This is a genomic window from Rhodococcus sp. 27YEA6 (genome assembly GCF_044908235.1).
GTDB lineage: Bacteria > Actinomycetota > Actinomycetes > Mycobacteriales > Mycobacteriaceae > Rhodococcus_F > Rhodococcus_F qingshengii.
Window position 1 is genome coordinate 46,306 of the sequence record NZ_JBIYCY010000007.1, and the last position, 26,085, is coordinate 72,390.

At 61.3% G+C, this 26,085-nt stretch carries 29 protein-coding genes and 1 tRNA gene; 12 read left to right on the forward strand and 18 right to left on the reverse strand.

Annotated elements, in window-relative coordinates; translation table 11 throughout:
* Positions 1–6: 6 nt before the first annotated feature.
* Positions 7–1,671, reverse strand: a complete 1,665-nt coding sequence (locus ABH939_RS19055) for a hypothetical protein (protein ID WP_404649967.1) — start codon at positions 1,669–1,671, stop codon at positions 7–9.
* A 182-nt stretch (positions 1,672–1,853) separates the two neighbouring features.
* On the opposite strand from ABH939_RS19055, the gene ABH939_RS19060 reads away from it, so the two are divergent.
* Positions 1,854–2,471: a DUF1109 domain-containing protein gene (locus ABH939_RS19060; protein ID WP_404649968.1), complete on the forward strand. Its 618-nt coding sequence runs from the start codon at positions 1,854–1,856 to the stop codon at positions 2,469–2,471.
* A 200-nt stretch (positions 2,472–2,671) separates the two neighbouring features.
* Entirely contained in the window at positions 2,672–3,163 is a 492-nt protein-coding gene (locus ABH939_RS19065; RefSeq protein ID WP_007726512.1) for an FBP domain-containing protein, read from the forward strand.
* A 149-nt stretch (positions 3,164–3,312) separates the two neighbouring features.
* Here the strand turns inward: ABH939_RS19065 and ABH939_RS19070 are convergent, their stop codons facing one another.
* The 4 genes from ABH939_RS19070 to ABH939_RS19085 all read right to left on the reverse strand — a co-directional run bounded on the left by ABH939_RS19070 (position 3,313) and on the right by ABH939_RS19085 (position 7,971).
* Entirely contained in the window at positions 3,313–4,053 is a 741-nt protein-coding gene (locus tag ABH939_RS19070; RefSeq protein ID WP_007726514.1) for a hypothetical protein, read from the reverse strand.
* Positions 4,050–4,985, reverse strand: a complete 936-nt coding sequence (locus ABH939_RS19075; RefSeq protein WP_058227586.1) for an ABC transporter ATP-binding protein — start codon at positions 4,983–4,985, stop codon at positions 4,050–4,052. The genes ABH939_RS19070 and ABH939_RS19075 overlap by 4 nt, the downstream gene beginning before the upstream one ends.
* Positions 4,982–5,344, reverse strand: a complete 363-nt coding sequence (locus ABH939_RS19080; protein WP_007726518.1) for a GntR family transcriptional regulator — start codon at positions 5,342–5,344, stop codon at positions 4,982–4,984. The genes ABH939_RS19075 and ABH939_RS19080 overlap by 4 nt, the downstream gene beginning before the upstream one ends.
* A 2,553-nt stretch (positions 5,345–7,897) precedes the next feature.
* Positions 7,898–7,971: transfer RNA gene (locus ABH939_RS19085), tRNA-Gly, on the reverse strand.
* A gap of 173 nt (positions 7,972–8,144) precedes the next feature.
* On the opposite strand from ABH939_RS19085, the gene ABH939_RS19090 reads away from it, so the two are divergent.
* From ABH939_RS19090 to ABH939_RS19105, 4 genes are all read left to right on the forward strand, one after another.
* Complete coding sequence (locus ABH939_RS19090; RefSeq protein ID WP_256261805.1) at positions 8,145–8,267, forward strand: hypothetical protein; 123 nt, start codon at positions 8,145–8,147, stop codon at positions 8,265–8,267.
* Positions 8,268–8,276: 9 nt separating this feature from the next.
* Positions 8,277–8,846 carry a dCTP deaminase gene (gene dcd / locus ABH939_RS19095; RefSeq protein ID WP_003943702.1) on the forward strand — a complete coding sequence of 190 codons (570 nt, stop codon included), beginning with the start codon at positions 8,277–8,279 and terminating at the stop codon, positions 8,844–8,846.
* Positions 8,847–8,871: 25 nt separating this feature from the next.
* Positions 8,872–9,156 carry a hypothetical protein gene (locus ABH939_RS19100; RefSeq protein ID WP_042452329.1) on the forward strand — a complete coding sequence of 95 codons (285 nt, stop codon included), beginning with the start codon at positions 8,872–8,874 and terminating at the stop codon, positions 9,154–9,156.
* A gap of 328 nt (positions 9,157–9,484) precedes the next feature.
* Positions 9,485–11,008 carry a hypothetical protein gene (locus ABH939_RS19105; RefSeq protein ID WP_047269032.1) on the forward strand — a complete coding sequence of 508 codons (1,524 nt, stop codon included), beginning with the start codon at positions 9,485–9,487 and terminating at the stop codon, positions 11,006–11,008.
* Between the two features lie 3 nt (positions 11,009–11,011).
* Here ABH939_RS19105 and ABH939_RS19110 read toward each other — a convergent pair whose 3' ends face one another.
* The gene (locus ABH939_RS19110; RefSeq protein ID WP_007726535.1) at positions 11,012–11,764 is read right to left on the reverse strand and encodes an IclR family transcriptional regulator; all 753 of its coding nucleotides are present in this window, start codon (positions 11,762–11,764) and stop codon (positions 11,012–11,014) included.
* On the reverse strand, positions 11,764–13,275 hold the full coding sequence (locus tag ABH939_RS19115; RefSeq protein ID WP_042452324.1) for an APC family permease: 1,512 nt from the start codon (positions 13,273–13,275) through the stop codon (positions 11,764–11,766). Before ABH939_RS19115 ends, ABH939_RS19110 begins: the two co-directional genes overlap by 1 nt.
* Positions 13,276–13,513: 238 nt before the next feature.
* On the opposite strand from ABH939_RS19115, the gene ABH939_RS19120 reads away from it, so the two are divergent.
* From ABH939_RS19120 to tatA, 3 genes are read left to right on the forward strand one after another with little or no spacing between them, the layout of a single operon-like run.
* Positions 13,514–15,094 carry an FAD-dependent oxidoreductase gene (locus ABH939_RS19120; RefSeq protein ID WP_333831568.1) on the forward strand — a complete coding sequence of 527 codons (1,581 nt, stop codon included), beginning with the start codon at positions 13,514–13,516 and terminating at the stop codon, positions 15,092–15,094.
* A 39-nt stretch (positions 15,095–15,133) separates the two neighbouring features.
* Positions 15,134–15,805, forward strand: coding sequence for a Rid family hydrolase (locus ABH939_RS19125; RefSeq protein WP_007726540.1), 672 nt, complete (start codon positions 15,134–15,136; stop codon positions 15,803–15,805).
* A complete protein-coding gene (gene tatA, locus ABH939_RS19130; protein ID WP_003943732.1) occupies positions 15,805–15,981 on the forward strand; it encodes a Sec-independent protein translocase subunit TatA in 177 nt (58 codons plus the stop codon). Before ABH939_RS19125 ends, tatA begins: the two co-directional genes overlap by 1 nt.
* Positions 15,982–16,033: 52 nt before the next feature.
* Here the strand turns inward: tatA and ABH939_RS19135 are convergent, their stop codons facing one another.
* From ABH939_RS19135 to ABH939_RS19155, 5 genes are all read right to left on the reverse strand, one after another.
* Positions 16,034–16,648 carry a class I SAM-dependent methyltransferase gene (locus ABH939_RS19135; protein WP_261257982.1) on the reverse strand — a complete coding sequence of 205 codons (615 nt, stop codon included), beginning with the start codon at positions 16,646–16,648 and terminating at the stop codon, positions 16,034–16,036.
* Positions 16,645–17,403 carry a PIG-L deacetylase family protein gene (locus tag ABH939_RS19140; protein WP_003943643.1) on the reverse strand — a complete coding sequence of 253 codons (759 nt, stop codon included), beginning with the start codon at positions 17,401–17,403 and terminating at the stop codon, positions 16,645–16,647. Before ABH939_RS19140 ends, ABH939_RS19135 begins: the two co-directional genes overlap by 4 nt.
* The gene (locus tag ABH939_RS19145) at positions 17,397–18,335 is read right to left on the reverse strand and encodes an acyl-CoA dehydrogenase (protein ID WP_208689803.1); all 939 of its coding nucleotides are present in this window, start codon (positions 18,333–18,335) and stop codon (positions 17,397–17,399) included. Before ABH939_RS19145 ends, ABH939_RS19140 begins: the two co-directional genes overlap by 7 nt.
* Positions 18,332–19,036 carry a glycosyltransferase family 2 protein gene (locus ABH939_RS19150; protein ID WP_042452319.1) on the reverse strand — a complete coding sequence of 235 codons (705 nt, stop codon included), beginning with the start codon at positions 19,034–19,036 and terminating at the stop codon, positions 18,332–18,334. The genes ABH939_RS19145 and ABH939_RS19150 overlap by 4 nt, the downstream gene beginning before the upstream one ends.
* Before the next feature lie 233 nt (positions 19,037–19,269).
* Positions 19,270–20,037, reverse strand: a complete 768-nt coding sequence (locus tag ABH939_RS19155) for a GAF and ANTAR domain-containing protein (protein WP_003943624.1) — start codon at positions 20,035–20,037, stop codon at positions 19,270–19,272.
* Between the two features lie 109 nt (positions 20,038–20,146).
* Between ABH939_RS19155 and ABH939_RS19160 the strand changes: the two genes are divergently transcribed.
* Positions 20,147–20,845 carry a HemK2/MTQ2 family protein methyltransferase gene (locus tag ABH939_RS19160; protein WP_037131016.1) on the forward strand — a complete coding sequence of 233 codons (699 nt, stop codon included), beginning with the start codon at positions 20,147–20,149 and terminating at the stop codon, positions 20,843–20,845.
* On the opposite strand, the gene ABH939_RS19165 is transcribed toward ABH939_RS19160, so the two are convergent.
* On the reverse strand, positions 20,802–21,851 hold the full coding sequence (locus ABH939_RS19165; RefSeq protein ID WP_404649972.1) for an iron-containing redox enzyme family protein: 1,050 nt from the start codon (positions 21,849–21,851) through the stop codon (positions 20,802–20,804). The genes ABH939_RS19160 and ABH939_RS19165 overlap by 44 nt on opposite strands.
* On the opposite strand from ABH939_RS19165, the gene ABH939_RS19170 reads away from it, so the two are divergent.
* Positions 21,852–22,091, forward strand: a complete 240-nt coding sequence (locus tag ABH939_RS19170) for a CDGSH iron-sulfur domain-containing protein (protein WP_003943717.1) — start codon at positions 21,852–21,854, stop codon at positions 22,089–22,091.
* Between the two features lie 130 nt (positions 22,092–22,221).
* Here the strand turns inward: ABH939_RS19170 and ABH939_RS19175 are convergent, their stop codons facing one another.
* From ABH939_RS19175 to ABH939_RS19185, 3 genes are all read right to left on the reverse strand, one after another.
* Positions 22,222–22,425, reverse strand: coding sequence for a cold-shock protein (locus tag ABH939_RS19175; protein ID WP_003943666.1), 204 nt, complete (start codon positions 22,423–22,425; stop codon positions 22,222–22,224).
* A gap of 316 nt (positions 22,426–22,741) precedes the next feature.
* Entirely contained in the window at positions 22,742–23,719 is a 978-nt protein-coding gene (locus ABH939_RS19180; RefSeq protein WP_003943713.1) for a YihY/virulence factor BrkB family protein, read from the reverse strand.
* Positions 23,720–23,805: 86 nt separating this feature from the next.
* Positions 23,806–24,243, reverse strand: coding sequence for an STAS domain-containing protein (locus ABH939_RS19185; protein WP_054187566.1), 438 nt, complete (start codon positions 24,241–24,243; stop codon positions 23,806–23,808).
* Positions 24,244–24,572: 329 nt separating this feature from the next.
* Here ABH939_RS19185 and ABH939_RS19190 point away from each other — a divergent pair, with 329 nt between their 5' ends.
* Positions 24,573–24,821, forward strand: coding sequence for a modification methylase HgiDII (locus tag ABH939_RS19190; RefSeq protein ID WP_404649973.1), 249 nt, complete (start codon positions 24,573–24,575; stop codon positions 24,819–24,821).
* Positions 24,822–24,837: 16 nt separating this feature from the next.
* On the opposite strand, the gene ABH939_RS19195 is transcribed toward ABH939_RS19190, so the two are convergent.
* Both ABH939_RS19195 and ABH939_RS19200 read right to left on the reverse strand, forming a co-directional pair.
* Positions 24,838–25,620, reverse strand: a complete 783-nt coding sequence (locus ABH939_RS19195; RefSeq protein ID WP_003943639.1) for a SigB/SigF/SigG family RNA polymerase sigma factor — start codon at positions 25,618–25,620, stop codon at positions 24,838–24,840.
* Entirely contained in the window at positions 25,617–26,051 is a 435-nt protein-coding gene (locus ABH939_RS19200; protein WP_003943620.1) for an anti-sigma factor, read from the reverse strand. The genes ABH939_RS19195 and ABH939_RS19200 overlap by 4 nt, the downstream gene beginning before the upstream one ends.
* Positions 26,052–26,085: the final 34 nt, after the last annotated feature.

Here is a 26,085-nt window from a genome sequence, read left to right on the forward strand (position 1 = left end):
TTTCGGCTAGCGGATCACCAAGTCGTGGTCGGTGGCGCTGAGCGTGATCGCGGCAATGGGGTTTCCATGCATCCAGTCCTGCACGAACGCGTCCAGAGCGGGGTTCGATGCCCGATCCGCGTACGCGTCCGACGGGATCTCGATTGCCCCGACGAGGTGGCGCGGATCGGCATCGAGGCCGGATGCGCGGGGAGTCATCCGTAGTCCGTCGGCGGTGTGCAGGACGACCGGAAGAACCGTGCCATCCGGTGCAGTCACGGTCGCGGTCCGCGTGGTGGCGACCGGGTCGAAATGGTCCACGTCCAGTCGGTATCCGGACGGTTGTGCGTGCTGGCCGATCGCGTCGAGCAGACGCGGATCCACCACAGAGTACGGAAACCCGATGTCGATCAGAGTCTGACCGTCGATGGCACCGTCGCGGGCGGGCAGGGTCGTGGACAAGTGCCAGGGGGCAGCGGGGGACAGGGTATCCGTCGACCGGTCTGTCGGCGCGTTTTCGACCAGTGCGCCGAGGAGAGACGCGCCGGTCGGTGTGAACTCCCAGTCGCCGCCGACGAGATCCTTGTGCCAGAAGCCGGATTCGGCGCCGCGGAGACCCTCGACACGCAATTCCCGCCGGTTCGGGCCGGGACCGAGTGAGTGCACACTGATCGCGGATGTAACTTCACCGGGAATTTTGGGCTGGTGCACCCAGTCGGGGGCCGGAAGTTGGATCGCGGCGGTGCTGCGGTCCAGTGTTTCGGCCACGAGGTTGGGTGCCGACGGCTTGTCCGACTGATCTTCCCAGCTGTAGCGGAAGAAGATCGAGTCCGATCCCGAAGAATCGAAATCAAATGTGCGGGTGTACATGTCGCCGTACTTGTTCATCACGAAAGTGGTTGATCCGGCCGCCGACAGCGAGTCCGCCTGGAATCGCCCGCCGAGCGGGCCGCCGATCTCGTAGCTGTCGTCGTTGGGCAGCCACGGGTCCGCGTAGGTTATTCGGCTGCCGTCCCCGGTCAACGTGGGGATCATCGTCATCTTGGCGAGTCCGACGAAGTGAATCCGTCCTGCGACGTCGGTGAAAGTTTGGTTGTCCCAAGGCGACGAGACGCTCAGTGCCCACCCGTTCGGGTGGTCTCCGGGGAGTTGTCGGCCGGGACCGCTCCACAGCGGTGCGCCCCATGCCGAGGTCCAATTCCACACCAGCGGATCCTGGGATGCGTTGTCCATCGTGTAGATCCAGCCGTTGTCGTCGACCGCGACGAGTTCGTCGTCGTCCAGTGATATCCCGACCAGTCGTCCACGCAGGCACTCGGGCATCGGCACGAAACGCCACGGTTGAGCCGTTGATGCGCCTGTCTCTCGCGGCCGAGCGAGTAAGTCGTGGTCGACTAGCGCGAAGTCCCAGAAACGATTGAATTGCGTAGTTGGCGTGCGGATCTGGACCGAGCTGGGGGCGGTTGAACCGGTGAATGTCGGCAGGTTTGCCAACCCGACTCGACCTCCACCGGAGGGCGCACCTGGTGGCAGTTGGGCGGTTCCGAATGATATGCAACTGGCCGGCCCAGGTTCGGTGGGCGCGGCAGCGGCGAGGGGAGTGGACCACAGGAGGGCGGCGGAGAGTAGGACGCCGACGCTCAGCAGTCGCGGTCGGTGCGGGTGCGAAACTCCACTCGCGGTCTCGTTCACCGTCCGATTGTCGCATGATCGGCACGTTGAATCTGCGAATTGTGAGGTTTGTCCATCTGTGTCGGTTGCGGCGAGAGTGCCGATCGCTGCGTTGGTTGTTGTGAGTGGAACGAGAGTGCTTGTACTGCAACGGTATTCGCCGTGTAACTGAGTTTGCCACGACCTGCAGATACGGTGGGGTGATGAGAAGGCCGAAGTCGCTGGGTGAATGGTTGGTAGCTGACCCTCCGGAGTCATCCAAGCCACCGGGGCCGATTCTTTTGGCATTCACCGTTGTTCCGCTCATTGCGTTGGTCTGCCGGCATTACGGTTGGTGGCCTTCGCCGTTCGGGGAGTACAGATGGTTGGATCCCTTCCTCGTCAGCGCCGCGGCTCTGCTCATCTTGATCGTGGTCGGTCTGGTGTGGGCGATCCGCACCCTCTATGTCCTTGGCCAGGACCGGCGGTGGTCGTGGTGGATTCTGTCCTCCCCGATCGCCGTCATCGCTGCAGTAGCTCTGGTGTTGTTGATACCGCCGGCAACTTTCCTCGACAAGAGCGGAGAGTTCGAGACCATCGCGATTGGTCTTTTGGAGCAGCCTGAATCGACCGTGGAAGAGCTCGAGATCGGCCAGTTCGATATCAGTAGTGCCCATGTCGTGCGGCCGGATGAGGTCTACTTCATCGACAACGACAGCATGTTCATCACCTCGAGTGGGTGGGTGTACTCGCCCAGCGGCCCACCATCGGGGTTCGATGATTTCTCCGCAACTCACCTCGGCGGACCTTGGTACGAGTTCACGGCGGTATGGCGTGACTGATAAATCGAGTGGCCTGTAACGCAGGCCTGTAGCTACCATCGCGGTGTGGATACGTACACGGTGACGCCCCATGGGCGTGAGGGGGTTGTCGGCGTCGTCTTCGCCGGCGACAGATAGCGCATTTCGGACCCGACAGCACTTGGTGCTGATCGGGCCATGAGCTGTACCCACCTTCACCGAGCCACGATTGGTATACACCCATGATCATTTTGACCGATACATCTATTCGTTCCAGCCTCGTCAACGCGAGTCGTAAGGAGAAGTCCGATCTCACCCTGCCGGACGGCTTCGGCACCATCGACTTCGACGCTCTCGACTACCTGGGCTGGCGAGATCCGAAAATGGGCCGACGCGCCTACGCGATCGTCCCGACACTCGACGGGGAGACCATCGGAGTCTTGCTCGTTCAAGCCGAGGCCACTCCGCGATCGCGCGCCCAGTGCTCCTGGTGCCGCGACACGCGACTCCCCAACGAGGTCGTCTTCTACGGCGCCAAGTTGGCCGGGCCCGCCGGTCGACGTGGCAGCACGGTCGGAACACTGATCTGCCGAGACTTCCAGTGCTCGTCCAATGTTCGTAACGACCCCCCGCTCCCGTATGCCGGCTACGATGCCGCCGCTGCGCGCCAGAACCGGAAAGATGAACTGGTGCTGCGGGCTTCGAGTTTTGTCGAGCGGGTGGCTCGGCAGTAGAGCGGACCAAATCGGGGACGAGATAGCACCCTGTTGCGACGTTCGTCCCCCTTTCCTGACTCAGGGAGGGGGACGAGCTGTCTAGACGGGTTTGATCCGACGAGCACTTCGAGACGACGCGACATGTGGCGTCGCACATGATTGCGCGGTCACGGCGTTGCTCGACGCAACGTCGCCCAGGCTCCGGCGATGCACGCGATGGCAAGGGCCAGAGGGAGTAGTGCCATCGGTACCACTCGGGGAGTATCGACAAACCACGAACCGATCGCCGGCCACCACCCAGCCCAGGTGATCGCGATCGCTGACAAGCCGAGCAAGCCGAAAAGCCCGGTGAGGGAGGCGAGTAGACCGGTGATCCTCCACCGCTGGTAGATAGCACCTGCCAGCATTGCGATCGAACTGGTCAGCAGCAGCGTCGCGAACAGTGCGAGCAACTGTACGGCGGTGTTGTCGGTGAAATAGCGTGCGATGCCGAACATGCGCATGTGCACACCCCAGCCGTTGGTGGCGGACTCCAGCACGGACAGCAGTTGCAGCGCGATTGCGAAGACTGCGGACTGTGCCAGCGCCATAACCGTGGTGGCAGTGAAGAACTCGCGGCGAGTCACGCTCAGTCCGAGCGCGAATGGGAACGTCTGCGTCATCGACTGGAGGTAGAACGCCAGCACGAAACCGTAGACCGAGAACACACTGCCGGTGAATCCCTCACCCTCCTCGTTCCCGACGATCGCGTAGATAGTGAAGCTGATCAGGAACGAGATCAACAGGATGCCCACCGGCCAGGCGATCAGCAACGGCCACGCGACCGTGTGCAGTTGTAGGACGGCACCGATCCTGGACCGAGCGGGCGTCTTCGGGACCGTCCGTGGCTCTGTCGTTGCGATACTCATACGGTGATCTCCTTGCGCTGCGTCGAAGTCGCGATGACAAGTTCCTGCAAAGATGCCGGTTCCACTTGGACTCCTGCCTCCCGCAGTCGGTTTCGCTCGGTCTCTGTCACATCGGCCTGCAACATGATTCGGCTGTGGGCGCCCAGTGTCTCCCGGCGCAGGACCCTGCCGGACGCAGCAACGGCATCCACCGCATCAATGGGACCGGATACCACCACGGCGCGGCTACGCAGTGCATCCGCGTCTGCGTCGACGACAATCCGGCCGCCGTCGACGACAATCACGTGCTCGAGTAGATTGGCTACCTCGTCGATCAGGTGAGTCGAAAGCACCACAGTGCGAGGATGTTCGGCGTAGTCCGCAAGCAGGCGATCGTAGAACAGTTGGCGTGCAACGGCATCGAGACCGAGATACGGCTCGTCGAAAAGCGTGAGCGGTGCACGGGAGGCAAGTCCGATGATCACTCCCAACGCCGACCGCATGCCGCGCGAGAGCTTCTTCACCTTGCGGCACAGGGGAAGTTGGAAATCGTCAAGCAGTGTCTCGGCGAACGCGTGGTCCCAATTCGGGAGTAGATGGCCGGCGGCGACGAGTACGTGCTTGACCTTGAGGTCTTCGGGGTACGTCTGGCTTTCCTTGACGAAGCACACGTTCGCCAGGACGTCGGCATTCTCGAAAGGGGCGGCCCCGAAAACTTCGACGTCGCCGCTGGTGTGCAGGTCCTGCCCGGTCAGTATCTGCATGATCGTCGTCTTGCCTGCGCCGTTACGGCCGAGTAGGCCGTAGATCTTGTTGCGGCTGATCTCGAACGAGACGTCCGCGAGCGCGTCGACATCCCCGTACTTTCTGTCCACGGAGCGCATCGAGGCGACAAGTTCAGTTTCGTCGAAACGCCTGACTCGGGGCTCGGTCGTTGTCGTGCTTGCGTTCATCGGTCCGCCTTCCTGTCGTCCAGCATGGATTTGAGTTCGCCGAGGGAAATCTGGAGCCGGTCGGCCTCCGCGACCAGCGGCTCGATGTACTGGCGCGCGAACGCTTCTCGGCGTCTGAACCTGAGTGCGTCGCGGGCACCGACCGTGACGAACATTCCGATTCCCCGTTTCTTGTAGAGGATCCCCTCGCCTACGAGCTGATTGAGGCCCTTGGCTGCCGTCGCCGGATTGATTCGGTGGAACGCCGCCAGTTCGTTGGTTGAGGGCACCTGCCCGTCTTCCGGCAGGGAGCCGTCGATGATCGAGCCTTCGATCTGCTCGGCGATCTGCTGGAACAGTGGTCGTCCGTCGTCGATCACGATGATCGATGCCCGATGTTCACTGGTTCATTACTCATGTAATGAACCATAGAACGTCGTGGCGCATGTTGGCAATGAGATCGCGGAATCTGGCACCGATGACTTGGGTCTCCGAGCGCTGCCTATCGGGACATTCATCGCAGAGGCTGATGGAACAGCTTGGATGCAGACCGGCTACGACTTCCAGATCCCGGGGCGTTGCGCACAGGCATTGAGCTTCTTCGGAACCATGGAACCGCCGATCTAGGTGGTCGACCACGGGACGGGGCACCTTCGGGTGGCCGGTAGTTATCGCCTCAATGAATTCGGCCACCTCGTCGAAGGCGGCAACTATGTCGCGGGGGTCATTCTGCATGGACGTTGTCGATGGAGAGTTCGCTATGTGTTGACGCAAACACCCGTCAGCATCGGCAGTTCGCCACCCACCCGTGAAGCAGGCGAAACCACCAGCCTCGGCTTCGGGGCGTAACCCGTAGTCGTAGAACGGAAGCTGGACCGCACGCGGCGGTCGGGCCCCTTTTCGTCAACCCAAAGACGGAGTCGTATCCACCGCAAGTAGGGACTTAGCGCCCCGTTTTGGTGTTTCTGTACTGATTTGCAATCCCGATACGTACGCTTCCGGCCAGGGAATCGGACACTCGACCAGCAGGGGTATCTATGCCGAATGTGACAGTGAAATTCGGGGGTTCAGACCCGGAAACAGCAGACCTCGCACGCCGGGCACTGCAACCAGTACTCGACAGCATCTACCGCACATACCGCAGGAAACCGCTCCCATTCGTCGAAGCCGCACTTAGACGCGCAGGTCGAGGAAGCTTCTCACAAGCAGGAATTGAACGATTTGCCGACTACATTTCAAGAGGAGACCGACCGATCCTCACCACATAGCGGCCGCTCGTGATCACGCCGAAGAGTGAAGCGCTTCCACGGGCTACCTGTTCGACGACCTAAATTGGTCAGTGCCAACTAGGTACAGGTCCATCGTGGTCAACATCAACATCAAGAGACAGCGCCCGCGTCCGAGATCGGTAGCTTGCCTCCCCGTAGCAAGGGCACTCGAGCCAGCAGACGTATTCGATCAAACGGAGCTGAGAAGGCTGATTCAGCAGATGCACATTAATCGACCTCTGTGTGAATTCTGCTCACGGTGCACACTCGCGTGATCAAACCAGTCGGCGCTGTGACATTCGGTTGCTGATCCTATTCGGGGCGGCCTCGACCGACTATTTGGGACCTGTCAAACATAAGCTCCCCTTCCTGGCCAGGAAGGGGAGCTTATGTTTGTGACCACCGCACGATCCACGCATCTTCTGATATGCAGGTTTCAGGCAGAGCTGAAAATGTCATCCACATGCGGTCGGCCGATCTTCTCTACAAGTCGGGAGCGGTTAGTGGCCCTGCGCCTTCTAATGAGAAGGGGATCGTGGAACCGTTCGCCATCGCCACGATCACGTTGACGATAGCAAAGAGGACGTTATCCATTTGAATTCACCTCCTCGCTCCGTCTAGGGCCCGGCAGTATTCGCTACTGCATACAGGGCAGATGTCCTGCTATCGAGATTGAGACCTGCAATGTAAGCGGCGAGCCTGGACCGAATGAGGTGACTGTCCTGATATATCCGAGGCCATTCGAGGAGTTGTAGTCCACCAACCAAGATCCACCAGAAGCACCTGCGCCAAAGTTGCCCGGTTTGGCAGTTGCGTGAGAAGCCGTAGTTCCGAACGTCATAACCAGGGAAGACGCTGCGATGCTTGCGGGGAATGAGGTTTCGACTCTGGACACTTACGGCCTTCTATCGAATTGGGGCCAATCTGCCGGTTTCTAAAGATCTTCGGGAAGGTAGCGCGACGCTAATGTGACAGTCCTCGAAACTGGGGTATTTCTTCGAGCTTTATCCGGCTCTCCGGATTCGGAGTGTATGAGTTGATCCACGGATGATCCGAGCAGGCACAAGATGTAGGTTGGTGAGGGTTTTAATGTGCAGACCGATGGCGTGCGTTGGGACTTACGGTCAGGGCTGTCCGGTACTGAGGAAGAATACGTACTTGATGCTTTTCGAAGGTGATTTTTTGACGCACTTGGGTCCTTTCACAGTTGTGATTGTGAGAAGACCTGCATTCGTGCGTGAGTTGTGGTCCTCGGCGTATGGGTGCGCTACGGCAGATCGTTTTTGCAATATTCAACTGACAAGCTGTGCGGAGTCCGAGCGGAGACAGTTTCCAAACCCATTTGTTGGTAGTCGCGCTCGAATCACTGATGGAAGGCAAACGAACCGAGGTACCGGCGACCATCGGCTTCGAGGTCGACAGCACTCTCCTGACAGTGCGCGCAATGGACACCGATTCAGGCCGGGGCACGACCAGTCGGACGGCATCGATGAACTGCAGAATTCCGAGACGCGGTCCTCTAGCACCCCCATTTTCGTTGGATTCACATTGACTGATCACTGAATGGAGGGGGTTGTGTACCTGCCGTGTACCTGTCACAGGATTTGGGACCCAAACAAGCGAAGTTCGACTGCCCCAAAAGGGCTCTGAACTGCGGAGAATCTGTGGAGCCGATGACGGGAATCGAACCCGCGTATTCAGCTTGGGAAGCTGATGTTCTACCATTGAACTACATCGGCGTCGCAGCCGACCGGACGTGTTTTCACCGCCGATCAACGTGCTTTCCGAACATTATCAGACGAGCTTTCAAGCAGCGGTGTCCCCGGCCGTCATTGATCAACACAGGCGTGTGGAAGTCGGCGCCATCGGTAAATGATTTGCCCACAAGTTCTGCGCGGGAAAGCCTTTCGGCATGGAGAACTTGAGACAGGTGGGGCTGGGCTCTGCCGTGGGAGTCCAGAACCCGCGCATCGTGTTCGGTAACCACAGTGTGATCGCCCCGGCGATGGGTCGGCACTGCCCGCAGAACCGGTAACCTCTACCTGTGCTGCTCTCCGATCGTGACATCCGTGCCGAAATCTCCGTTGGACGTCTGGGTATCGACCCTTTCGACGACTCCATGGTGCAACCGTCGAGCGTCGACGTCCGACTGGACGGTCTGTTTCGGGTGTTCAACAATACGCGGTACACGCACATCGACCCGGCACTGCGCCAGGACGAGCTGACCAGCCTGGTCGAACCGGCAGAGGGCGAGCCGTTTGTACTGCATCCCGGCGAGTTCGTTCTCGGTTCGACTCTCGAAGTGTGCTCGCTGCCGAACGACCTGGCCGGGCGCCTCGAAGGTAAGTCGAGCCTCGGGCGCCTGGGCCTTTTGACGCACTCCACCGCCGGTTTCATCGACCCGGGTTTCAGCGGCCACATCACACTGGAGCTGTCCAACGTCGCAAACCTGCCGATCACGCTCTGGCCGGGAATGAAGATCGGACAGCTCTGCCTGCTCAAGCTCTCGAGCGCTGCAGAGTTCCCCTACGGAAGCTCCGAGGCCGGATCCAAATACCAGGGCCAGCGCGGCCCGACACCGTCGAAGGCGTACCTGAACTTCAACCGCGGCTGAACGAACGAACTTCGGGGGGAGTCGCATGATCGGAATTTTCTACGGTCTGGTTTTCATGAACTTGTTGTTCGTGACCAGCACCGTGTGTTTGATGAAGCCGTCCAAAGCCAGTGTTGTTGTGACCGTCTGTGCAGGGGTGGCGTGGCTGTTCTTCAATGGACCGCTGGAAGGTCAGGTCTTGTGGTCGTTGAACAGAGAACACGGTCTGACGGTCTCGGATCTGATGTCGCTTGTTGCCTTCGGCATCGCCGCTCGTGGTTGGAATCAGGTTCGCAAAGCCCGTGAAACTGTCGACGCAGATCGTTTCTGACCTGCGCGCTCACCTGGATTGACCGCCACGATTCGGACAGATGTTTCGACCTGGAGCACAACAGTCGTCGAATCGGGCACAATTACTGGTTATGTGGTGGATTGTCGGAGGCGTACTACTCGTATGGGTCGTGTGTTCCATTCCGATTGCCATCCTGGTGGGGCGGGGTATCGCGCGTCGGGACCGCGCGGAATTCGACGGGCGAAATCAACAGTGGGCCGACGAGGTTGTCAGGTCGATCGAGAAGCAATCGGAGCAGGACAATGCCGATCGGCGTAAGCCACCACTGATAAGCTGACCAGCTGGACTTTTCCGGAGGTGAGTGGGCATGGAACTTCCATCCGATACTCCCGACGACGTCGTGGCCGCGGCCGCCGGCGGACCAAGGGTTCCGCAGTTCGATCCCACAGTGGGGATTCCGGTAGTTCCGCCAGGGGGAGATGCTCCCCACCGGTTGGTGGTCATCGGCGATTCGCTGTCTCAGGGATTCCAGAGCGGGGCGATCTTCAATACCGATCTGTCGTATCCGGCGATCATTGCTTACCAGCTGGGCCGGCTCGACCAGTTCCGCTTTCCCCGTTACGGCGGCCCGGGCGGGCTTCCGCTCAACATCGAACTGTTGCTCCGCACCCTCGAGGAGCGCTTCGGCCCACGGCTCGACCTCTGGGAGGTGCCGCTCGCACTCTTTGCTGCGCGCGCGTTCATGGATCAGGTAGAGGACTATTGGGAACGCGGACCGGGCAGCGAAGCGCCGACATTCTCGACAATCAACCACAACCTCTCGGTGTACGGGTGGGATCTTCGTGACGCTCTGACCAAGACGGCGCAGGGCTGCGAGGATGCTCTTCACCAACCGCACGACGATTTGATCAGCCAGATCGTCGAGAACAACGGCGAGCGCGCCGCACTGCGAGTTCTGCCGCGAGGCTCCGACGCCGAGAAGCGTATGACCGCGTTCGACGCAGCAGCGGAGTTGGGCAAGGAAGGCATCGAAACTCTGATCGTCTTCCTCGGTGCCAACAACGCGCTCCGCACCGTCACCGAACTTCGAGTCGAGTGGAGCGGCAACAACTTCCGTGATCCGGGCGGCAAGCGCGACTACACGGTGTGGCGGCCTGAGCACTTCGCGTCGGAGTACGCCGAGGTGCTGGCCGCGATCCGCAAGATCAACGCCCAGCACGTCATCCTCTGCACCGTCCCACACGTGACCATCGCACCGATCGCCCACGGGCTCGGGGGGAAGATCGAAATCGGATCCCGCTACTTCCCGTACTACGCACGACCGTGGGTGCGCGACACCGACTTCGACCCACAACGCGATCAGCACATCACCGGCGCGCAGGCGTGGGCCGTCGACACCGCAATCGACATGTACAACGACGGAATCGAGCAAGCCGTCGCGAATGCCCGTCGGGTGGGGAAGGACTGGTACCTCTGCGATATTGCCGGGTTGCTCGAGCGCGTGGCCTCACGGCGCTACGTCACCGACGTCAATGCGCGGCCGTCATGGTGGACGCCGTACCCCCTTCCCAAGGCGCTGACCGACTTGCAACCCGTGCCGGACTCGCTGTTCCTCTCCGCCGACGGTCGCGGCGGCCGCGCTTCGGGCGGCCTCTTCTCGCTCGACGGCGTTCATCCCACGACAGTCGCGTACGGGGTGATGGCGCAAGAACTGGCGAACATCATGGTCACGGCAGGGGTCCAGTTCGACCGCGCTCAGATCGATTTCGACCGACTCGTCCGACGCGACACCTTGGTGCGCACTCCGCCGCAGAATCTCGATTCCACGCTCGGCGTCATCGGCTGGGCCGACGAGCATCTCGGCTTTGCCAAACGTGTGTTCGGCCTCTGACTTTCAGCTTGCCTTCGACATCGTCGGTGCAACGATGCGTTCCGCGTACTCCCGCAGCAGTGCCACCAGGTCTGCGTCGTCGACGGAAAGTCTGCCGGTCGGACCTATCGCAGCCAAGGCACCGACGACACACCTTTCCGCGTCGTGGATCGGGACGGCGACGGCGGAGCGTCCGACACGAATCTCGTCGACCTCACGGGCGGCCTCACCGCGCCGGATCCGCGAGAGCTCGAGTTCCAACGCGTCGCCGTCGGTGATGGTGTGTGCGGTGACCTTTCGCAGTGGGGCCTCGGCCAATTCGGGTCGGTTGGCGAGGAGCAGCTTCCCGATAGCCGACGCGTGAACGGCTGTGACCAGTGTCCGTTCGCCACTGAGTTCGTGGTCGGGATCGCGATCGACGAGCCGAATTCTGTTTTCTGCAAACGACGCGAGGTAGACGCCGAACCGTAGCTGTTCGCGGAGTTCTTCGAGGAGCACCGAATTGTCGATGGGTGTGGGTTCGGCGGCAGCCCCGGCTAATTCACGGGTGCGTCGGCCTAGTGCGAAGCCGGAGAGGTCGGCGATCCGAACCAGGTAACCGTCGGCGACAAGGATGTTGAGTAACCGATAGGCAGTGGCAGGTGGGATGTCGGCCAGGGCGGCAATGTCCTTGGCGGTGGCTCCCGATCCGAGCCTGGCCGCCGACTCGAGGAGGGCAAGGGCGCGCTGAACCGCTCGGGGTTCGTGCCCACCGAGGTCGCGTGGTCGGCCCACCATCAGCGGGCGCCGGCAGTCGGCTCGCCCACCAGCACGATGTTTCCGGCTGCGTCGGTGGCGAACACCCCAGCTCCTGGTAGTACGTCCTCGGTTTCGGGACTGTCGAAAGCTCCGACGTGCAGCAGACTTTTGGGGCTTCGGCGTCGCAGGTAGAACTGCCAGAGTGTGCCCGAAGTCAGGATCACGAGTACGGCGATCGGTGCAACGTACGCGTGGTCGATCGTGTTGGCATAAACCAGGTAACCGAGGACTATCGCTCCGGCACCACTGCCACACGACGCGGCCGCGAGAACGCCGGGAGTGTGCTCGCCGATCCGTGTCAGGAAGACAACGGATGCGATAGCCGTCAGTGCATAGGCCACGATGACGGCGCCGCGAACAGTCAGTCGAACGTCGTCGAAGATTTCTCCGCGCCCGAGAACGGCAAAGGTTCCGCCGCCCAGCAGGACGGTGCAGACCACGGTAGTCAATGCGAAGTAGGGCGTACGGAAGGCACTGTGAACCGAGGCGAACCGGCGGGGGAGTAGGCGCTCGACACCGAACGAATAGACCAGGCGTGACGCAGCATTGGACGACGCCATCGAGGACGCCAGCCACGAGCACCCCAGACCGACGTTGAGCGCGATCACGACACCGGGGCTCACGCCCGTCGCCGTTCCGTGGAGATAGGCGTTGACGAGGGTGTCACTGCGCCCGGACCAAGCGGCCCAGCCCGCGAAGATGAAGAGCGATCCACAGATGATCGGAGTGAGAAGGACTGTGCGGGTGACGGTTACCAGCGGACGACGGGCCTCGGGGCCGAAGAAGGCCGCGCTCTCGAATCCGGCGAGAGCGAACACGGCAGCCAGGGCGGTGAGTAACAACCCGTGGCCGGAGGTGGGTGGAACGATCTGTGCTTGTTGACTTCCGGAACCGCCCAGGATCATGAGCCCGACGATGAACAGAAGTGAACAGCTTTCGACGACGAGGATCGCGAGCGCGGCAAATCTGACACTTCGCACGAGAGCGCCGAGAATCAGCAAGGCTATCCCCAGATAGAGCGCGATGACGTGAAAAGTCTTGTCCACGTGCACACCCGCGAAGCCGAGCAATGCGATTGCGGCCTGTCCGCCGTGATAGAGCGTCATCACCGCGCTGCCGACGTACTTGACCAGCATGGCGATGCCGGTGGTCAATGCTGCCCGGGTGCCCAGGCCACGAAAGACGAAGCTGTGCAATCCGCCCGACGCAGCCATTCGGCGAGTGAACTGCGAAACGCAGAAGGCTATGAGCGTCACCAGCACGGTGGCCGCGATGATGGTGATCATCCCGCTCAACAATCGGCCGTGTGTCAGCATGGTGACGGGCAGAACGACCATCGACACAGCAGGGGCAGTGGTTGCCACCGACTGGGCCAGCACTTCGGCGCCCGAGAGTTGCCGACGGCCCAACGCCCGCAGCGGTGATCGCGCCGGGGGCTGCTTCTCGCGCGTGGTGAAGGACCGCGCGATGGCTTCGGTGAGAGCGGACATGTCGCGTCACGCTAGTCCGGTTCTGTAACGCCGATATTGCGGGCATGCTTCCGCTGATCGCACTCGGGTGAGAGAGCAAGATGCGAACGCTCGCACGTTTCTCACTCGGTCCCCACCGACTGTTTCCTGCGCGTCAAGTTCCGGACCCAACGCTCCTGAAGTCTGTGTTCAACACCAACCACCCGGGTCACCGGGAGCACACTGGGGAGCTCGAATGCCATACACACGTAGATCTTTCATGCGCAGCCTGGGAATCACCGGCGGCGCCGGCCTGGCACTCGGTGCTATGTCGTCCATCGGCCTGGCGCCGGCAGTGGCGTCGACGCCGAGGCGATTTCAGGCACCTGCTGCGGGTGACCTGATCGGAAAGGTCAAGGGAAATCACTCCGTCGTGATCCTCGGCGGCGGACCGTCCGGGCTGTGCTCTGCCTACGAACTGCAGAAGGCCGGATACAAGGTCACCGTCCTCGAAGCACGCAACCGCCCGGGTGGTCGGGTGTGGTCGATCCGCAACGGCACCGAAGAAACCGACCTGAACGGTGAGACACAGACCTGTTCGTTCTCCGAGGGGCACTTCTACAACCTCGGTGCGACGCGTATTCCGCAAAATCACAACACCATCGACTACTGCCGCGAACTGGGCGTCGAACTGCAGATGTTCGGAAACCAGAATGCGAACACCTTCGTCAACTACACCGGCAACAAGCCGCTGGCGAATCAGTCGATCACCTACCGAGCAGCCAAAGCCGACACCTACGGATACATGTCCGAGCTGCTGCAGAAGGCCACCAATCAGGGCGCTCTCGACCAGGTCTTGAGCAAGGACGACAAAGAAGCACTCTCGTCCTTCCTCACCGACTTCGGCGATCTCTCCAGCGACGGCCGCTATGTCGGATCCTCGCGTCGAGGGCACTCCGCGGAGCCGGGCGCCGGCCTCAACTTCGGAACCGAGATCGAACCATTCGGGATGAGCGATGTCATCCAGGGCGGCATCGGGCGTGCATTCTCCTTCGAGTTCGGTTACGACCAGGCCATGACGATGATGACCCCCGTCGGTGGCATGGACCGGATCTACTACAAGTTCCAGGACGCGATCGGGATGGACAACATCGAGTTCGGCGCCGAGGTCAGCGGCATGAAGAACGTGCCGGAAGGCGTCACCGTCGACTACGTCGTCGACGGCAAATCCAAGTCGATCACCGCCGACTACGCAATCTGCACGATCCCGCCGCACTTGATCAAGCGGCTGAACAACAATCTGCCCTCCGACATCCTGCTCGCGTTGGATGCAGCCAAGCCGTCGTCGTCGGGCAAGCTCGGTATCGAATACTCGCGTCGGTGGTGGGAGACCGAGGACCGCATCTACGGTGGCGCGTCCAACACCGACCGCGACATCTCCCAGATCATGTTCCCCTACGATCACTACAACTCCGACCGCGGCGTCGTCGTCGCGTACTACAGCTCGGGTAAGCGTCAACAGGCTTTCGAATCGCTCACCCACCGTCAGCGGCTGGCAAAGGCCATCGCCGAAGGCGCAGAAATCCACGGCGACAAATACACTCGCGACATCTCGTCGTCCTTCTCCGGAAGCTGGCGTCGCACCAAGTATTCGGAATCCGCCTGGGCATCATGGGCCGGCGCGGGAGATTCCCACGGCGGCATGGCAACTCCCGAGTACACCAAGCTGCTCGAACCCGTCGACCGGATCTACTTCGCCGGCGATCACCTCTCCAACGCCATCGCCTGGCAGCACGGGGCCTTCACGTCCGCGCAGGACGTCGTGACCCACCTGCATCAGCGTGTTGCGCAAACTGCCTGACGTGCTTCGTTTCCCATCACTTTTTCTGGAGGTCTAATCATGAAATCTCGCAGCACCAAGGTCCTTGCAGCGGCATTCGCCGCCACCACGCTACTGGGCTTCGCCACTGCCTGCTCGTCTGACGAGGCGGACGCCGAGACCACATCGAGTTCGTTCGTCTCGAAATCGATTCTCGAAGCGGGGCAGGCAAACCCGATGATCGCTCAGGGCGTCGCGATCGGCGGCGACACCGCAATCTACAAGACCAGCGGCATCGGTCCGTCGGCAGGAAACAAGGCGGCGCCGGAAGGTTCGCCGGAGTCGTACATCGACGGTCAGTTCTCCGGCGGTGTTCTGCCGACCGGTGTCACCGTCACCGAGGCGCAGGGCATCAATGTACTCAAGAAGATCCGCGACAACCTCGAAGCTCAGGGATTGAGTCTCGAAGACGTCGTGACGATGCGCGTCTTCCTCGACAACGCGCCGGGATCGGACAAGGCCGACTACACAGGATGGAATCGCGCGTACCGGCAGTTCTTCGCCAACACCAATCTCGACACGGGTGACACCGAGTTGGTTCCGATGGGCACGGCCGAGCCGATCGCTCCGATCGAGCGAAACAGCGCCCGGCCCACCCGATTCGCCCTCGAGGTTGCCGGACTGCCCGTTGCCGGTTGGCTCGTCGAGGTAGAGGTCGATGCGGTGTACCCCGACGGCAAGGAACCCGCCTGATGGGCGCGCTCAGCCCGACTCACTGGGCGATCGTCGCAGTAGTGCTCGTGGTGCTGTTCGGTTCGAAGAAGCTGCCCGACGCGGCCCGGGGCCTCGGCAGGTCGATGCGGATCCTGAAGTCCGAAGTCGGTGAACTGCAGTCGGATACGGACCTCGCGTTGGAGCAGCGAGACTGACCCCCGTGCGCGGTTGAGGAGCCCCCACACTCCTCAACCGCGCACAGGTCTACTAGATCAGACCTTCGGAACGAGCTACCGACGGTGGTGACGGCGGACCCTTCACGAAGACATCGATCAGCACGTCCTCGTCCTGGTACGACGCGAACTGCGCCAACCCCGGCGTCTGGCGCACAGCCGAATGAACAGCGTCACCGTTTTGCGGATACTCCGGCACGACGTGACGCCAATGGGCGCACAGCAGCGTTCCGCCAGGCTCGAGATGCTCGACGACCTGCAGCATTGCCTCGATGAGCTTTTCGAAGGTCAGGTAGTAGCCGACTTCGCTGATGACGACGAGGTCGAAGGTTTCTTCGGACCAGTCGTCACCCAAGGCCCAGAGCCGAAATTCGGAGTCATGTCCGGTAAGCCTCGCTCGAGCGCTCTCGAGTGCGGTCGGGACGATGTCGGTGGCGAGAACGCTGTCGCAGCGCTCGGACAACTTCTCGGTGAGAACCCCGATCGAGCACCCCGGTTCGAATGCGCGACGGTATCGAGGTTTCGGGAGCATAGCGACACTGAGTGCGTACTTCCGCTGCTCGTACCAGCGGGATTCGAAATCCCATGGGTCGGACTGTGCGGCATACATCTTGGCGAAGTAATCCGCGGGGAGTTCACGATCGCTCATACGAACACCGTCTCGTACGGCCTCAGTAATCGTTCCATCGCGTGGCGGGGGAGGATGGGTGCATCCGCGGGATGATCGGAAAGCGGAGCGATCTGTGAAGTGAACTCATTGGTGGCAGCAGATTTCGCAGCCTGAACGTCGGAGGGCAAGGTCACCTTTCGTGCTCTTTCCCACGGGACTGCCGCATGATCCGGCGCGGCCCAATGCCACGCCCAGATGGGATACTCGATCAATCGCGATCCAGTGTCCGCGCACGCCCTCGCCGCCGCGTCTCCGGTGGCTTCGTGGTCCGGGTGGCCGTCCCCGCGCCACGTGGAGGCGCACCAGGTATCCGCCGAGGAATCACCGAGAATCGAGCTGAGGCGGTCGGTCAACTCCTGTCGGTTCTCGCCGATCTTTCCGTCCGGGATGCTCAATCTAACCGGTGTGGGAATTCCGAGGACACGCGCTGCCCGATCCGACTCGGACCGTCGACGGCGTTCCATCTCGGGCTGAGTCACGGTCGGTGAATCGGGATGCGAAGCTCCGCCGTCGGTGACAGATACGACCTGAACACTGATGCCGGAAAGTATTGCCAGAAGAGCGGTTCCGCCCAGACCGAGTATTTCGTCGTCGGGATGGGGAGCGACGATGATCAATCGTGAGCATCCGGTGAGATCCAGTTCCGGAAAACTTCTTCCCCACTCCCGCCATGTCGATTCGGGAGTACCGCCGTCGTCGACAGGTTTCTGCGCGAACAGTTTCGAGTTCACCACGGCCGTTTCCCCTTGGCTGCAATCCGGCCCAGCTCGGCGAGATCCTTCTCGGCGTGACTCTGCCGCAAGTAGACGGTGAGATCGGCTACCCGTGCCGCGTGCGCGGCGTCCATGCAGAGCGGTGCGGCGCCGAGAGCGCGTCCCACCCGATCCAGGGTCTCGGTAGCGGCGCGCTCGACAATTGCGCGCACACGGAGTGCCCGCTGCATGGCCTCAGCATTTTCGTCGAAGGGATCCGCATCGATCTCGGCCGCCGCGACTGCGAGCGCGTTGCGCGCTGCGGCGAGCGCTGCATCGACCGCACCGAGGTGTGCGAGTACGTAGGGGTCTTCGCTGCTTGCAGCCTTGTCGTACAACGGATCAGCGACGCCGCAGGCGCCGCCGTACCAGCATGCAGCCACGCCGATCGCGCCGTGCCAGAACCCCGGGCGGCTCAGATAGTCGCCTGCCGTCCCGACCGGTATGGCCGGAACCATGTCGAAGTCGACCGCGCTGGAGTCGCTTTCGGCCATACCGACGGCCTTCCACGAATCGGGAACGGGATGCACCCCAGGTAGTCCGAGCTCGACCGCGAAGAGGGAGGGGACACCGTCGACCAAGGCGGTGATCAGTGCATGCGTGCAGGTGTTGGCGCCGGAACACCACAACTTGCGACCGGTGAGCGTCCAGATCCCCACGTGCTCAGACGCATTGACCACAGGTTCGGGTGGCTCGGCCGCCCACACTCCCCACAGCTGCCCGGGTTCGGGATCCGGTCCGTCGAGTTCGGTGAGTATCGCGACGGCATCGGTGTGAGCCTCAGCCATCCGGCCGAGAACCACATTCTCCCGTGTGAGCTCTGCCAGGGAGGTCCACCGTGCGGCCGTCGCGCCGCCGCCGGGCAGCGGCAAGTACAGTCCACCTGCGTCCAGGAGTGTGTGTAGTCGTTTCATCGTGCCAGCTCCGCTTCTTCGTTATCGGCGGTCGTACCACCCAGGTTACGGATATGTCCGGCAAAGCCGCCCGGAGTTCGGCCGTCGAGACGCGCAGACGTGGTGACCGCAATGTCCTCTGCCCACGCGATACAGGCACCGGCCTCGCTCAACCGCCGGACGAGATCGACATCCTCGTCTTCTTCGAGATCGCAGAATCCTCCGACGTCCCAGTACATATCGGCGCGGACACCGAGGTTGGCACCGTGGACGTGACCGTGTCGACCATAGGGATGTGCGTGGTACATACGTTCGTACCGTTCGCGAACGGAGTGCGGATGGCCTTCCCAGTCCGCGATGCGAACGGTGCCCGCGACGACGTCCGCAGTACGCGCATACTCCAATTGGCGCGCAATCCAGGTGGGGCCGACCACCGAATCGGCATCGGTCGTGGCGAACCACGCTGAGGCCCCCAAATCCGAGCCGAACGCAGAGAAACCCGTCGCTCGCGAACGGCCGACGTTCTGATGCTCGACGCGGAGTACTTCCACCCCGTCGGGGATGACCCCCGCGGTTCCGTCCGAACAGTTGTCGAGGACGGCAACCACTCGGACGGGGACAACGCAAGCAGACGCCGCTGTTGCGAGTGCACGAAGGCAATTGGGGAGGTCTTCGGCTTCGTTGTGGGCGGGAACTACGACAAGAACCTGGTCGATTGGCACAGTGACGATCCTTTCCTCACCCTGGTACGGTCGGGTCTTCTTTCGTCCCGGTTCTCAACAGATAACCACATTTCGGACGGGGGCCGCCGCGCGACCGCCAGCAGCCGTGCAGGTCGAAAACTGTTTCGGTGAAACATCTCTGGATACGTTTGAGAGATGTGCCGGCGGGGTACAAGACGGGGTTTTGCGACTGTGCTTTCGGGTGCAAAACGGGGTTTTGCACCGAAGAATCTTCAGAACCGGCGGTGGCGCACCGAATCGACGAGCATCCGGGCCACCTCGTGCAGTTTCACGTTGGTGTGCTGCGATTGCTGAACGAGTCGGCTGAATGCTTCGTCGGCGTCGATGCCGTGGATGGCGATCAGCACGCCCTTGGCTTGTTCGATCTCGGCACGAGATTCCATGGCGCAGTGCAACTGTTCGATGTGCTCGTGTGCCTGACGCCAGCGTCGTGAATCTGCGATCGCCGCGCCCGCACCGGCGGTGAACAATTTCATCAACTCTTCGTCGAAGGGCTTGAACTCTGTCGAGGCGAATCCGTAGACGTTGAACGCGCCGAGAAGTTCGGTGCTTCCTTCGCCCATGGTGAGCGGCACGGACAAGTAGGACCGGACACCTTGTTTCCGGGCCTCGGCGGTGAATTCCGGCCATTTGTCGTCGTGATCACCCACCTTCGACCGAACCGACGACATGGTGCGCGCGGCGTCAACGCACGGACCACGATCGGCGGAATGCTGGGCATCGTCTATCGCGGAAAGGTAGTCCGCGGTAGATGCAGCAGTTCGTGGGCCATCGGCGGACAGCACCGTCACGCTGACAGCATCGGCATCCGGCAGCGCTTTGACCGCCGTCTCGGCCAGACGTTGGAGCATGGAGTCGAGATGCGCGTCCGTGTTCAGAGTGGACCGGAGTCCGGCAATCGCTTCGGCGAGGGTGTCGAGCGAATCTGCTGCGGAAGCAAACGCCGCGGCTCCCTGTGGGGTGTCCGCATTGCCTGTCATGATTCAGGTCTACTCCGCAAAGTGCGGCGATGTAACCGTTCCAGGCGGTCTTTGCTTCGATGTTGCATGAAATCCGAGGTTCCTGGGTAGCCGCACGCAGCGATGTGCGATGTCGCCTGAAAAAGAGGAGCCGATGATGATCCTGCGTTTACCTGGTGTGTATCCACCGCAACACGACACGTCGTTACTGGCGGATGCGCTGCTGTTCGAGCGCCTCACCGCTCGCAGTCGGGTGCTGGATCTGTGCACGGGGACCGGCGCCCTCGCTGTCGCGGCATCCGCGGCAGGCGCAGGCCACGTCGTCGCGGTCGACATATCTCGCCGCGCGTGTGCCAATGCTCGTCTCAACGGGATCCTCAACGGAACCTCGATCGACTCCCGTCGTGGCGACCTCACCGAGGCGGTGCACGGCGAACTCTTCGATCTGGTGATCTCCAACCCGCCGTACGTCCCTGCTCTTGCAGATGATCTCCCTACCGCTGGAATCGAACGTGCTTGGGACGCAGGAAAGGACGGACGCGCCCTCATCGACAGGATCGCAGCCACCGTGCACGAGGTGCTCGTCCCGGGCGGCACACTGCTTCTCTTGCAATCGGTGCTGTGTGGGGTCGACAAGACCGAGGCGATACTCGAAGAACACGGTATGGCCGTAGAGATTTCAGCCCGGAAGTACGTTCCCTTCGGGCCCGTGATGCGCGAGAGGCGCACCATGCTCGAGGCACGAGGGTTGATCACCACCGGTCAGGAAATCGAACAACTCGTGATCATTCGCGCAACGAAGTCTTGCCCTTCTCCCAACTCGATGTGAGGTGATCGCCGAGAAGATCGTCGAACGCCAGGCACGCTGCGGCGCCGAACAAGATGTCATCAGTGCGGTGCGGCTGCGAAGAAGCGAGACCGCCGGCAAGGTCCCGAACGGCGATCTGTTCGTGAACGGAATCCGCTTCCACGTGCTCGTCGTAGAACAGTGTCGCGCCCGAACCGAATCCGAGTCGGCGCAGTCCTGCGCTGTATCGTTTGCTCGGCAGCGCAGACGTGGTCTCGACAGCGCACAGGTGCCCGACCAGCGTTCCGAGATGGCGGCGATGAAAACCGAAGAGCGAGAGAGCATTCAACGACGCCAACGTTACCGCGGGAACAGAATCGATGTAGTGGCCGTAGCGGTCCGAAAGACCCACAGCCCGCATGGTGTCGGCAAAAAGACGCGAATGCATTCGCTCTGCGCGGCCGCCTCCGTACTCGTCGCTCTGCACTTCGACGAGGGCGGCCTTGACGGCACCGGAGAGGCGCGAAATTCCGAGGGTGTGCACATCCGCCTCGCGGAGCTGATTGAGCGAACGGTGAATCAGCACCTCCGAGAACTGATCGATCGTTGCATCTTTCGCCATGAAGGACGCAAGACCTGGGCCTGCACTGGGGGCGGTCATCGACCAGAGGTCGGCCACGACGTCGCCAGACGACTCCACTGTCCCCACGAGTTGCGCGATGGCGGACTCGAAACGCTCTTCGAGCCGAGACCGCACCGCGAGCAGGTCCGGATTCCACTCCCATTTGTCCGAGACGTTCTCGATTCCCTGCAAATGAAGCTCGTAGAGGAGCGTCAGGGTCAGCTGAGCGTCGTCGTCACAAAGAATGTCGTAGGTGAGGTCGGTGGACTGTGCATCCTCGTACGCGTCAGCGGCAGCCGTAATCTCCCTCGGATCGGCCGAGGAGCGCAGAATGGAAACGAGAGTGGCGCTCAGTGGGCCGCGGGCCTGTGGAACAGGCATGGAAGTGGGCACACCAGTGGCCGAATCGAGAACTGAAGAGGACATATGACCGCGTTTCCCGAATCGTCATCTGCCGAAACACCGAGTGTTCCCGGTAACAACACCACCATAACCGCCTGCACGGACGGCCCGCTGCTGGTGCGTGGTGACTTCGAGTTGCTCCGTGACGACGGCACTCCGATAGAGAACAAGCGCTCTACGGTTGCATTGTGTCGATGTGGGCGGACCGGCATCGCGCCGTTCTGCGACAGCTCCCACAAGAAGAAGCGGGCGCGAGCGACGTAACCGGTGCCAATATTCGGAACAAGCCCGACCCGTGAACCAAGACGACCCGGAAACCAAGAAAAGGCTGGATGCCGGCACCATGCGGTGCAGCGTCCAGCCTTTTCAGTCTGAAGTCAGACTGGGATCGAACTCAGATGGCGCGAACGTTCTGAGCCTGGGGGCCCTTCTGGCCCTGTCCGATCTCGAACTCGACCTTCTGGCCCTCGTCGAGGGACTTGTAGCCGCTGCCCTGGATCTCCGAGTAGTGAACGAACACATCCGGTCCGCCACCTTCCTGCTCGATGAATCCGAAGCCCTTTTCACCGTTGAACCACTTGACACTGCCCTGAGCCATAACCAAATTCTCCTGGATCCATCGAGCCGAGCCCTCCCATCGAGAGTCCGGTCTCACACCTGATCCTGCCATGCTCTTCTTTTTCTGTCTCCAATTACATGCATGGCGAGTTGCAGTATTTGACGGCTTTGTCCCGTTCCGGGACCACGTCGGAAGCAGGTGATTGTTCAACTATGCGCGTTTACCTGCTGTGATGTATTCGTCCCTTCGATGCAGCGCGAAATGACAACACCTGTGTTAAATCTGGATTCGCGGCGCAGAATGCCACCCCGATACCGAGGAGGGGACCAAATACCCAACTCGATCGGGGTCGAGATCAGTCCGAATCGTCGGGTTTGGTGTGCCCGTCGAACGTCACATGGATGTTCTCGTGGGGAACCGCGCGTTGTGCTTTTGCTTGATCGGCGAAGGTGCGCCGATCGCCTTCGATGAGTTCGGTGTTGTCAGTGAACGGAGCCAACAACGCCCGCGGATGGAGTTTGTCGACTCGCACGACGTTGATTTCCGCACACATGACGATCGAGGCTGCAGCGAGGAACAAGAAGGCCAACAAACCCAGAACGATGGCAAAGACGCCATTGGTGGTGGAGGCACCCCGCACCACAGAGGTCACATAGAGGGCACCGAAGGACTGAAGTGCTTGCCAGAGAACAGCAGCGGCGATCGCTCCAGGTGCCACATCGGCTACCGAGAGCGGGCGGGCGCAGGTGAGCCGGAAAGCGACGATGAAGATGCCCGCATTCAAGACGACTACCGCAAGGGTCAGTAGGAAGCTGAACGAACCGCCCAGATGAAGCGCACCGCCGATGTTGGAGACAGCGGTGGTCCCCAAGATCGCGAGACCGATCGTGCCGAGGAGTAGTAGCCCTTGGAGACGCCCGCGGATGGGATCCGGTCGCATGTTTCGGGGCACCGACCACACCGTGTTCATCGCGTTCTGGCAAGCCAGAGCGACACCGAGGCCACCGTAGAGACCACCGACGATTCCGATCACCAGACCCGTGACACCGCCGCCGATCTGTTGCGCATTGCCCAGGTCGTCACCGATCACCGGAAACTGATGCAGCGCGGAGTCCAAGATCTGTTGCTGAAGCTCAGGGTTGCCCGACAGCACGAAGCCGAGAATGGTCGAGAGCAACAGAAGAAGAGGAAAGAGCGAGACGAAGCCGTAGTAAGCGATCAGCGCGGCTAGATAAACACCTTGATCGTCGAGGAACTTGTAGAGGACCGCTATCGGGAACCCCAGGGCCGGATGCTTCTGTTGCAAGGCATCGAGGCGCTTGGCGATTGTCATTCTCGGTCTCTCTCAGCTCGTCGGACAGCCCGACGAACCTTAGTCGCTGCGAGCGCCCGGCGCTCGACGCCGGTGCAGCCGTCGCGTCAGGAGGCTTCGAGTGACTTCTCTGCTTCGTCGAGCGCGCGCATTGCTCCCTCGACAGAGTTGGTGACCGGGAATTCCTCTTCCGCCCGCGCCGCGCGAAGCAAGCGTCGAAGCGGGTGTGACCCGATCGCGGCCCACTGGAAGTCGTTGGCTCGCGAACGGGAGTTCAGCTCGGCGAACAGTTCGAGGCAGACCGCACCGACGAACAGTGAGTTGGACAAGTCCAGAATGACGCGAGACCACTCCGCAGCGTACGAGTTGAGAAGTTCTCGTAGTGCTGGGGCGGAGAGTTTGTCGAGGTCGACCTCGACCTGGATCAGGACTGTCGAGGGCGCTATCCGCCAGGCCGCGAAACCATGCGTTTCCACGATCGGCCCCAATTGTGTTGAGGGATCGATGGAATCGATCGGTGTGTGGTCGAGTTCATTCAGATTCATGGCAGATCCGGTCTGTGTGCTTTCATCGAAAGGCTGACGACCGATCTGGCGGCGCGGAAAGTTAATGCGTCCAGGCGTGGAAAGCTTTAGAGCTCAATGGAAATGAACAGTACAGATGTGCGCAGGAAATGCTCACCTGATCCAGAGCCTTGATGCGAACCGAGCGCCAGTGGCTTCAACCCCGGCTGTATTCTCAACCTCGGTACCGTTCAGTGTAGCTCGAGGGCGTGAATCGGTCCAGGTGAGAGGTCGAATATTAAGCGGTGCAATGTTTTTGGTCGACGCTTCGGTATGGTGGAAGATCAGCGTCACCGGACGAAGGGAATCAGATGAACGACCGCGATGCACTCACGGCCATCTCGACCAAGCTCGACACACTGATCGGCGCGGAGACCAACGGTTTGCGGGACGAGGTTCCGCCCGGTTCCAGTGTGCAGCGCACCGAGCAGGACGGCGAGCACGGCCGGTGGGGGCACGATTACCGCCTCGCCAACAAGTATCTCGAGGCCCTCGACATCGGCCAGCCCGGTCTCATCGATCGAGGCGAGCTGGAACGTCTTGCACAGGAATACATCTGATCCTCGAGACGTACCTTCAGAAGATTTCACCCATCTCGGTGCGTAGCTGCTTCAGTGACTGAGTGAGGATTCTGGATACATGCATCTGAGAGATGCCGACCTTTTCGGCAATCTGGGATTGGGTGAGATGGCCGAAGAATCTGAGAACGACGATCGTGCGCTCGCGCTCCGGTAGTGCCAGGAGCGCGGGCCGCAGGGTTTCGTGATTGTCGATCCGACTGATCGCTTCGTCGTACTGTCCCAAAGTGTCTATCAGAGTCAGACCACTCCCGTCGCCGGCGGACGCGGTGTCGAGCGGTGTGGTTCGGTACGAATTACCGGCGGTCAAACCTTGTTCGACCTCGTCCGGTTCGATGTCGAGTTCCTTGGCGAGTTCCGCGACTGTCGGTGCACGGCCGAGCGTCTGGGACAAAGTCGTGAGCGCCCGGTTGAGGGCAAGGTGCCGTTCCTGAAGGCTACGAGGCACTCGCACGGACCAGCCGTGATCGCGAAAATGCTTGCGAACCTCACCCATGACGGTCGGGACGGCGAACGAGAGGAAATCCGATCCTTTGTCGACGTCGAATCGCTGCACGGCCTGTATGAGCCCGACGCGAGCAACTTGCTCCAAGTCCTCGAAAGGCTGGCCACGCCCCTGGTATCGGCGAGCGACGTGTGTGGCCAGGGGTAGGCACAGTTCGATGATCGAGGTGGTTATTTTTTCTCGGCTGGGATCATTCGGCGGAAGCGAGGCCATCGAGACGAACAGTTCGACAGCTGTTTCGTACTGGTCCTTCTTGTCCGGTGGGACAGCGGTCACGCACGCTCCTGGGGCAAGCCCTTTTCAAGCGTCATCGTCAGGGTGATGTGACCGTCCGCGTCGATTTCCGACTGTTCCAAGCGGACGGAATCGACCAGCGCTTCGAGAACGAACCATCCGAAGCTGTGCGACTTGTCGGGTATCTCGGAGTGCGCGATCACGGACACGACAGTCCGAAGTGTGCGGCCGACGGTGTCGAATCGGCAGGTCAAGTCGCTGGACGGTATCGCGTGGCCGATGAGGATGCTCGCGACTTCGTCCATCGCCAGAGCAAGGTCGGCTGTTCCGTCGACATCGAGTCCGGTGTTGTTGGCAACCGTTCGGGTGATTCCGCGCAGAGTGGGAAGTTGAGAGTACGACGCGCGGACGCGGAGCGAGGCGATGGAGTCGTGAGTTAGTTCGGTTTCGGTCGGACTCGACAGAGGGATCAAGGGGCTTCCTGTAGGTAGATGTGGCGTAATTCCG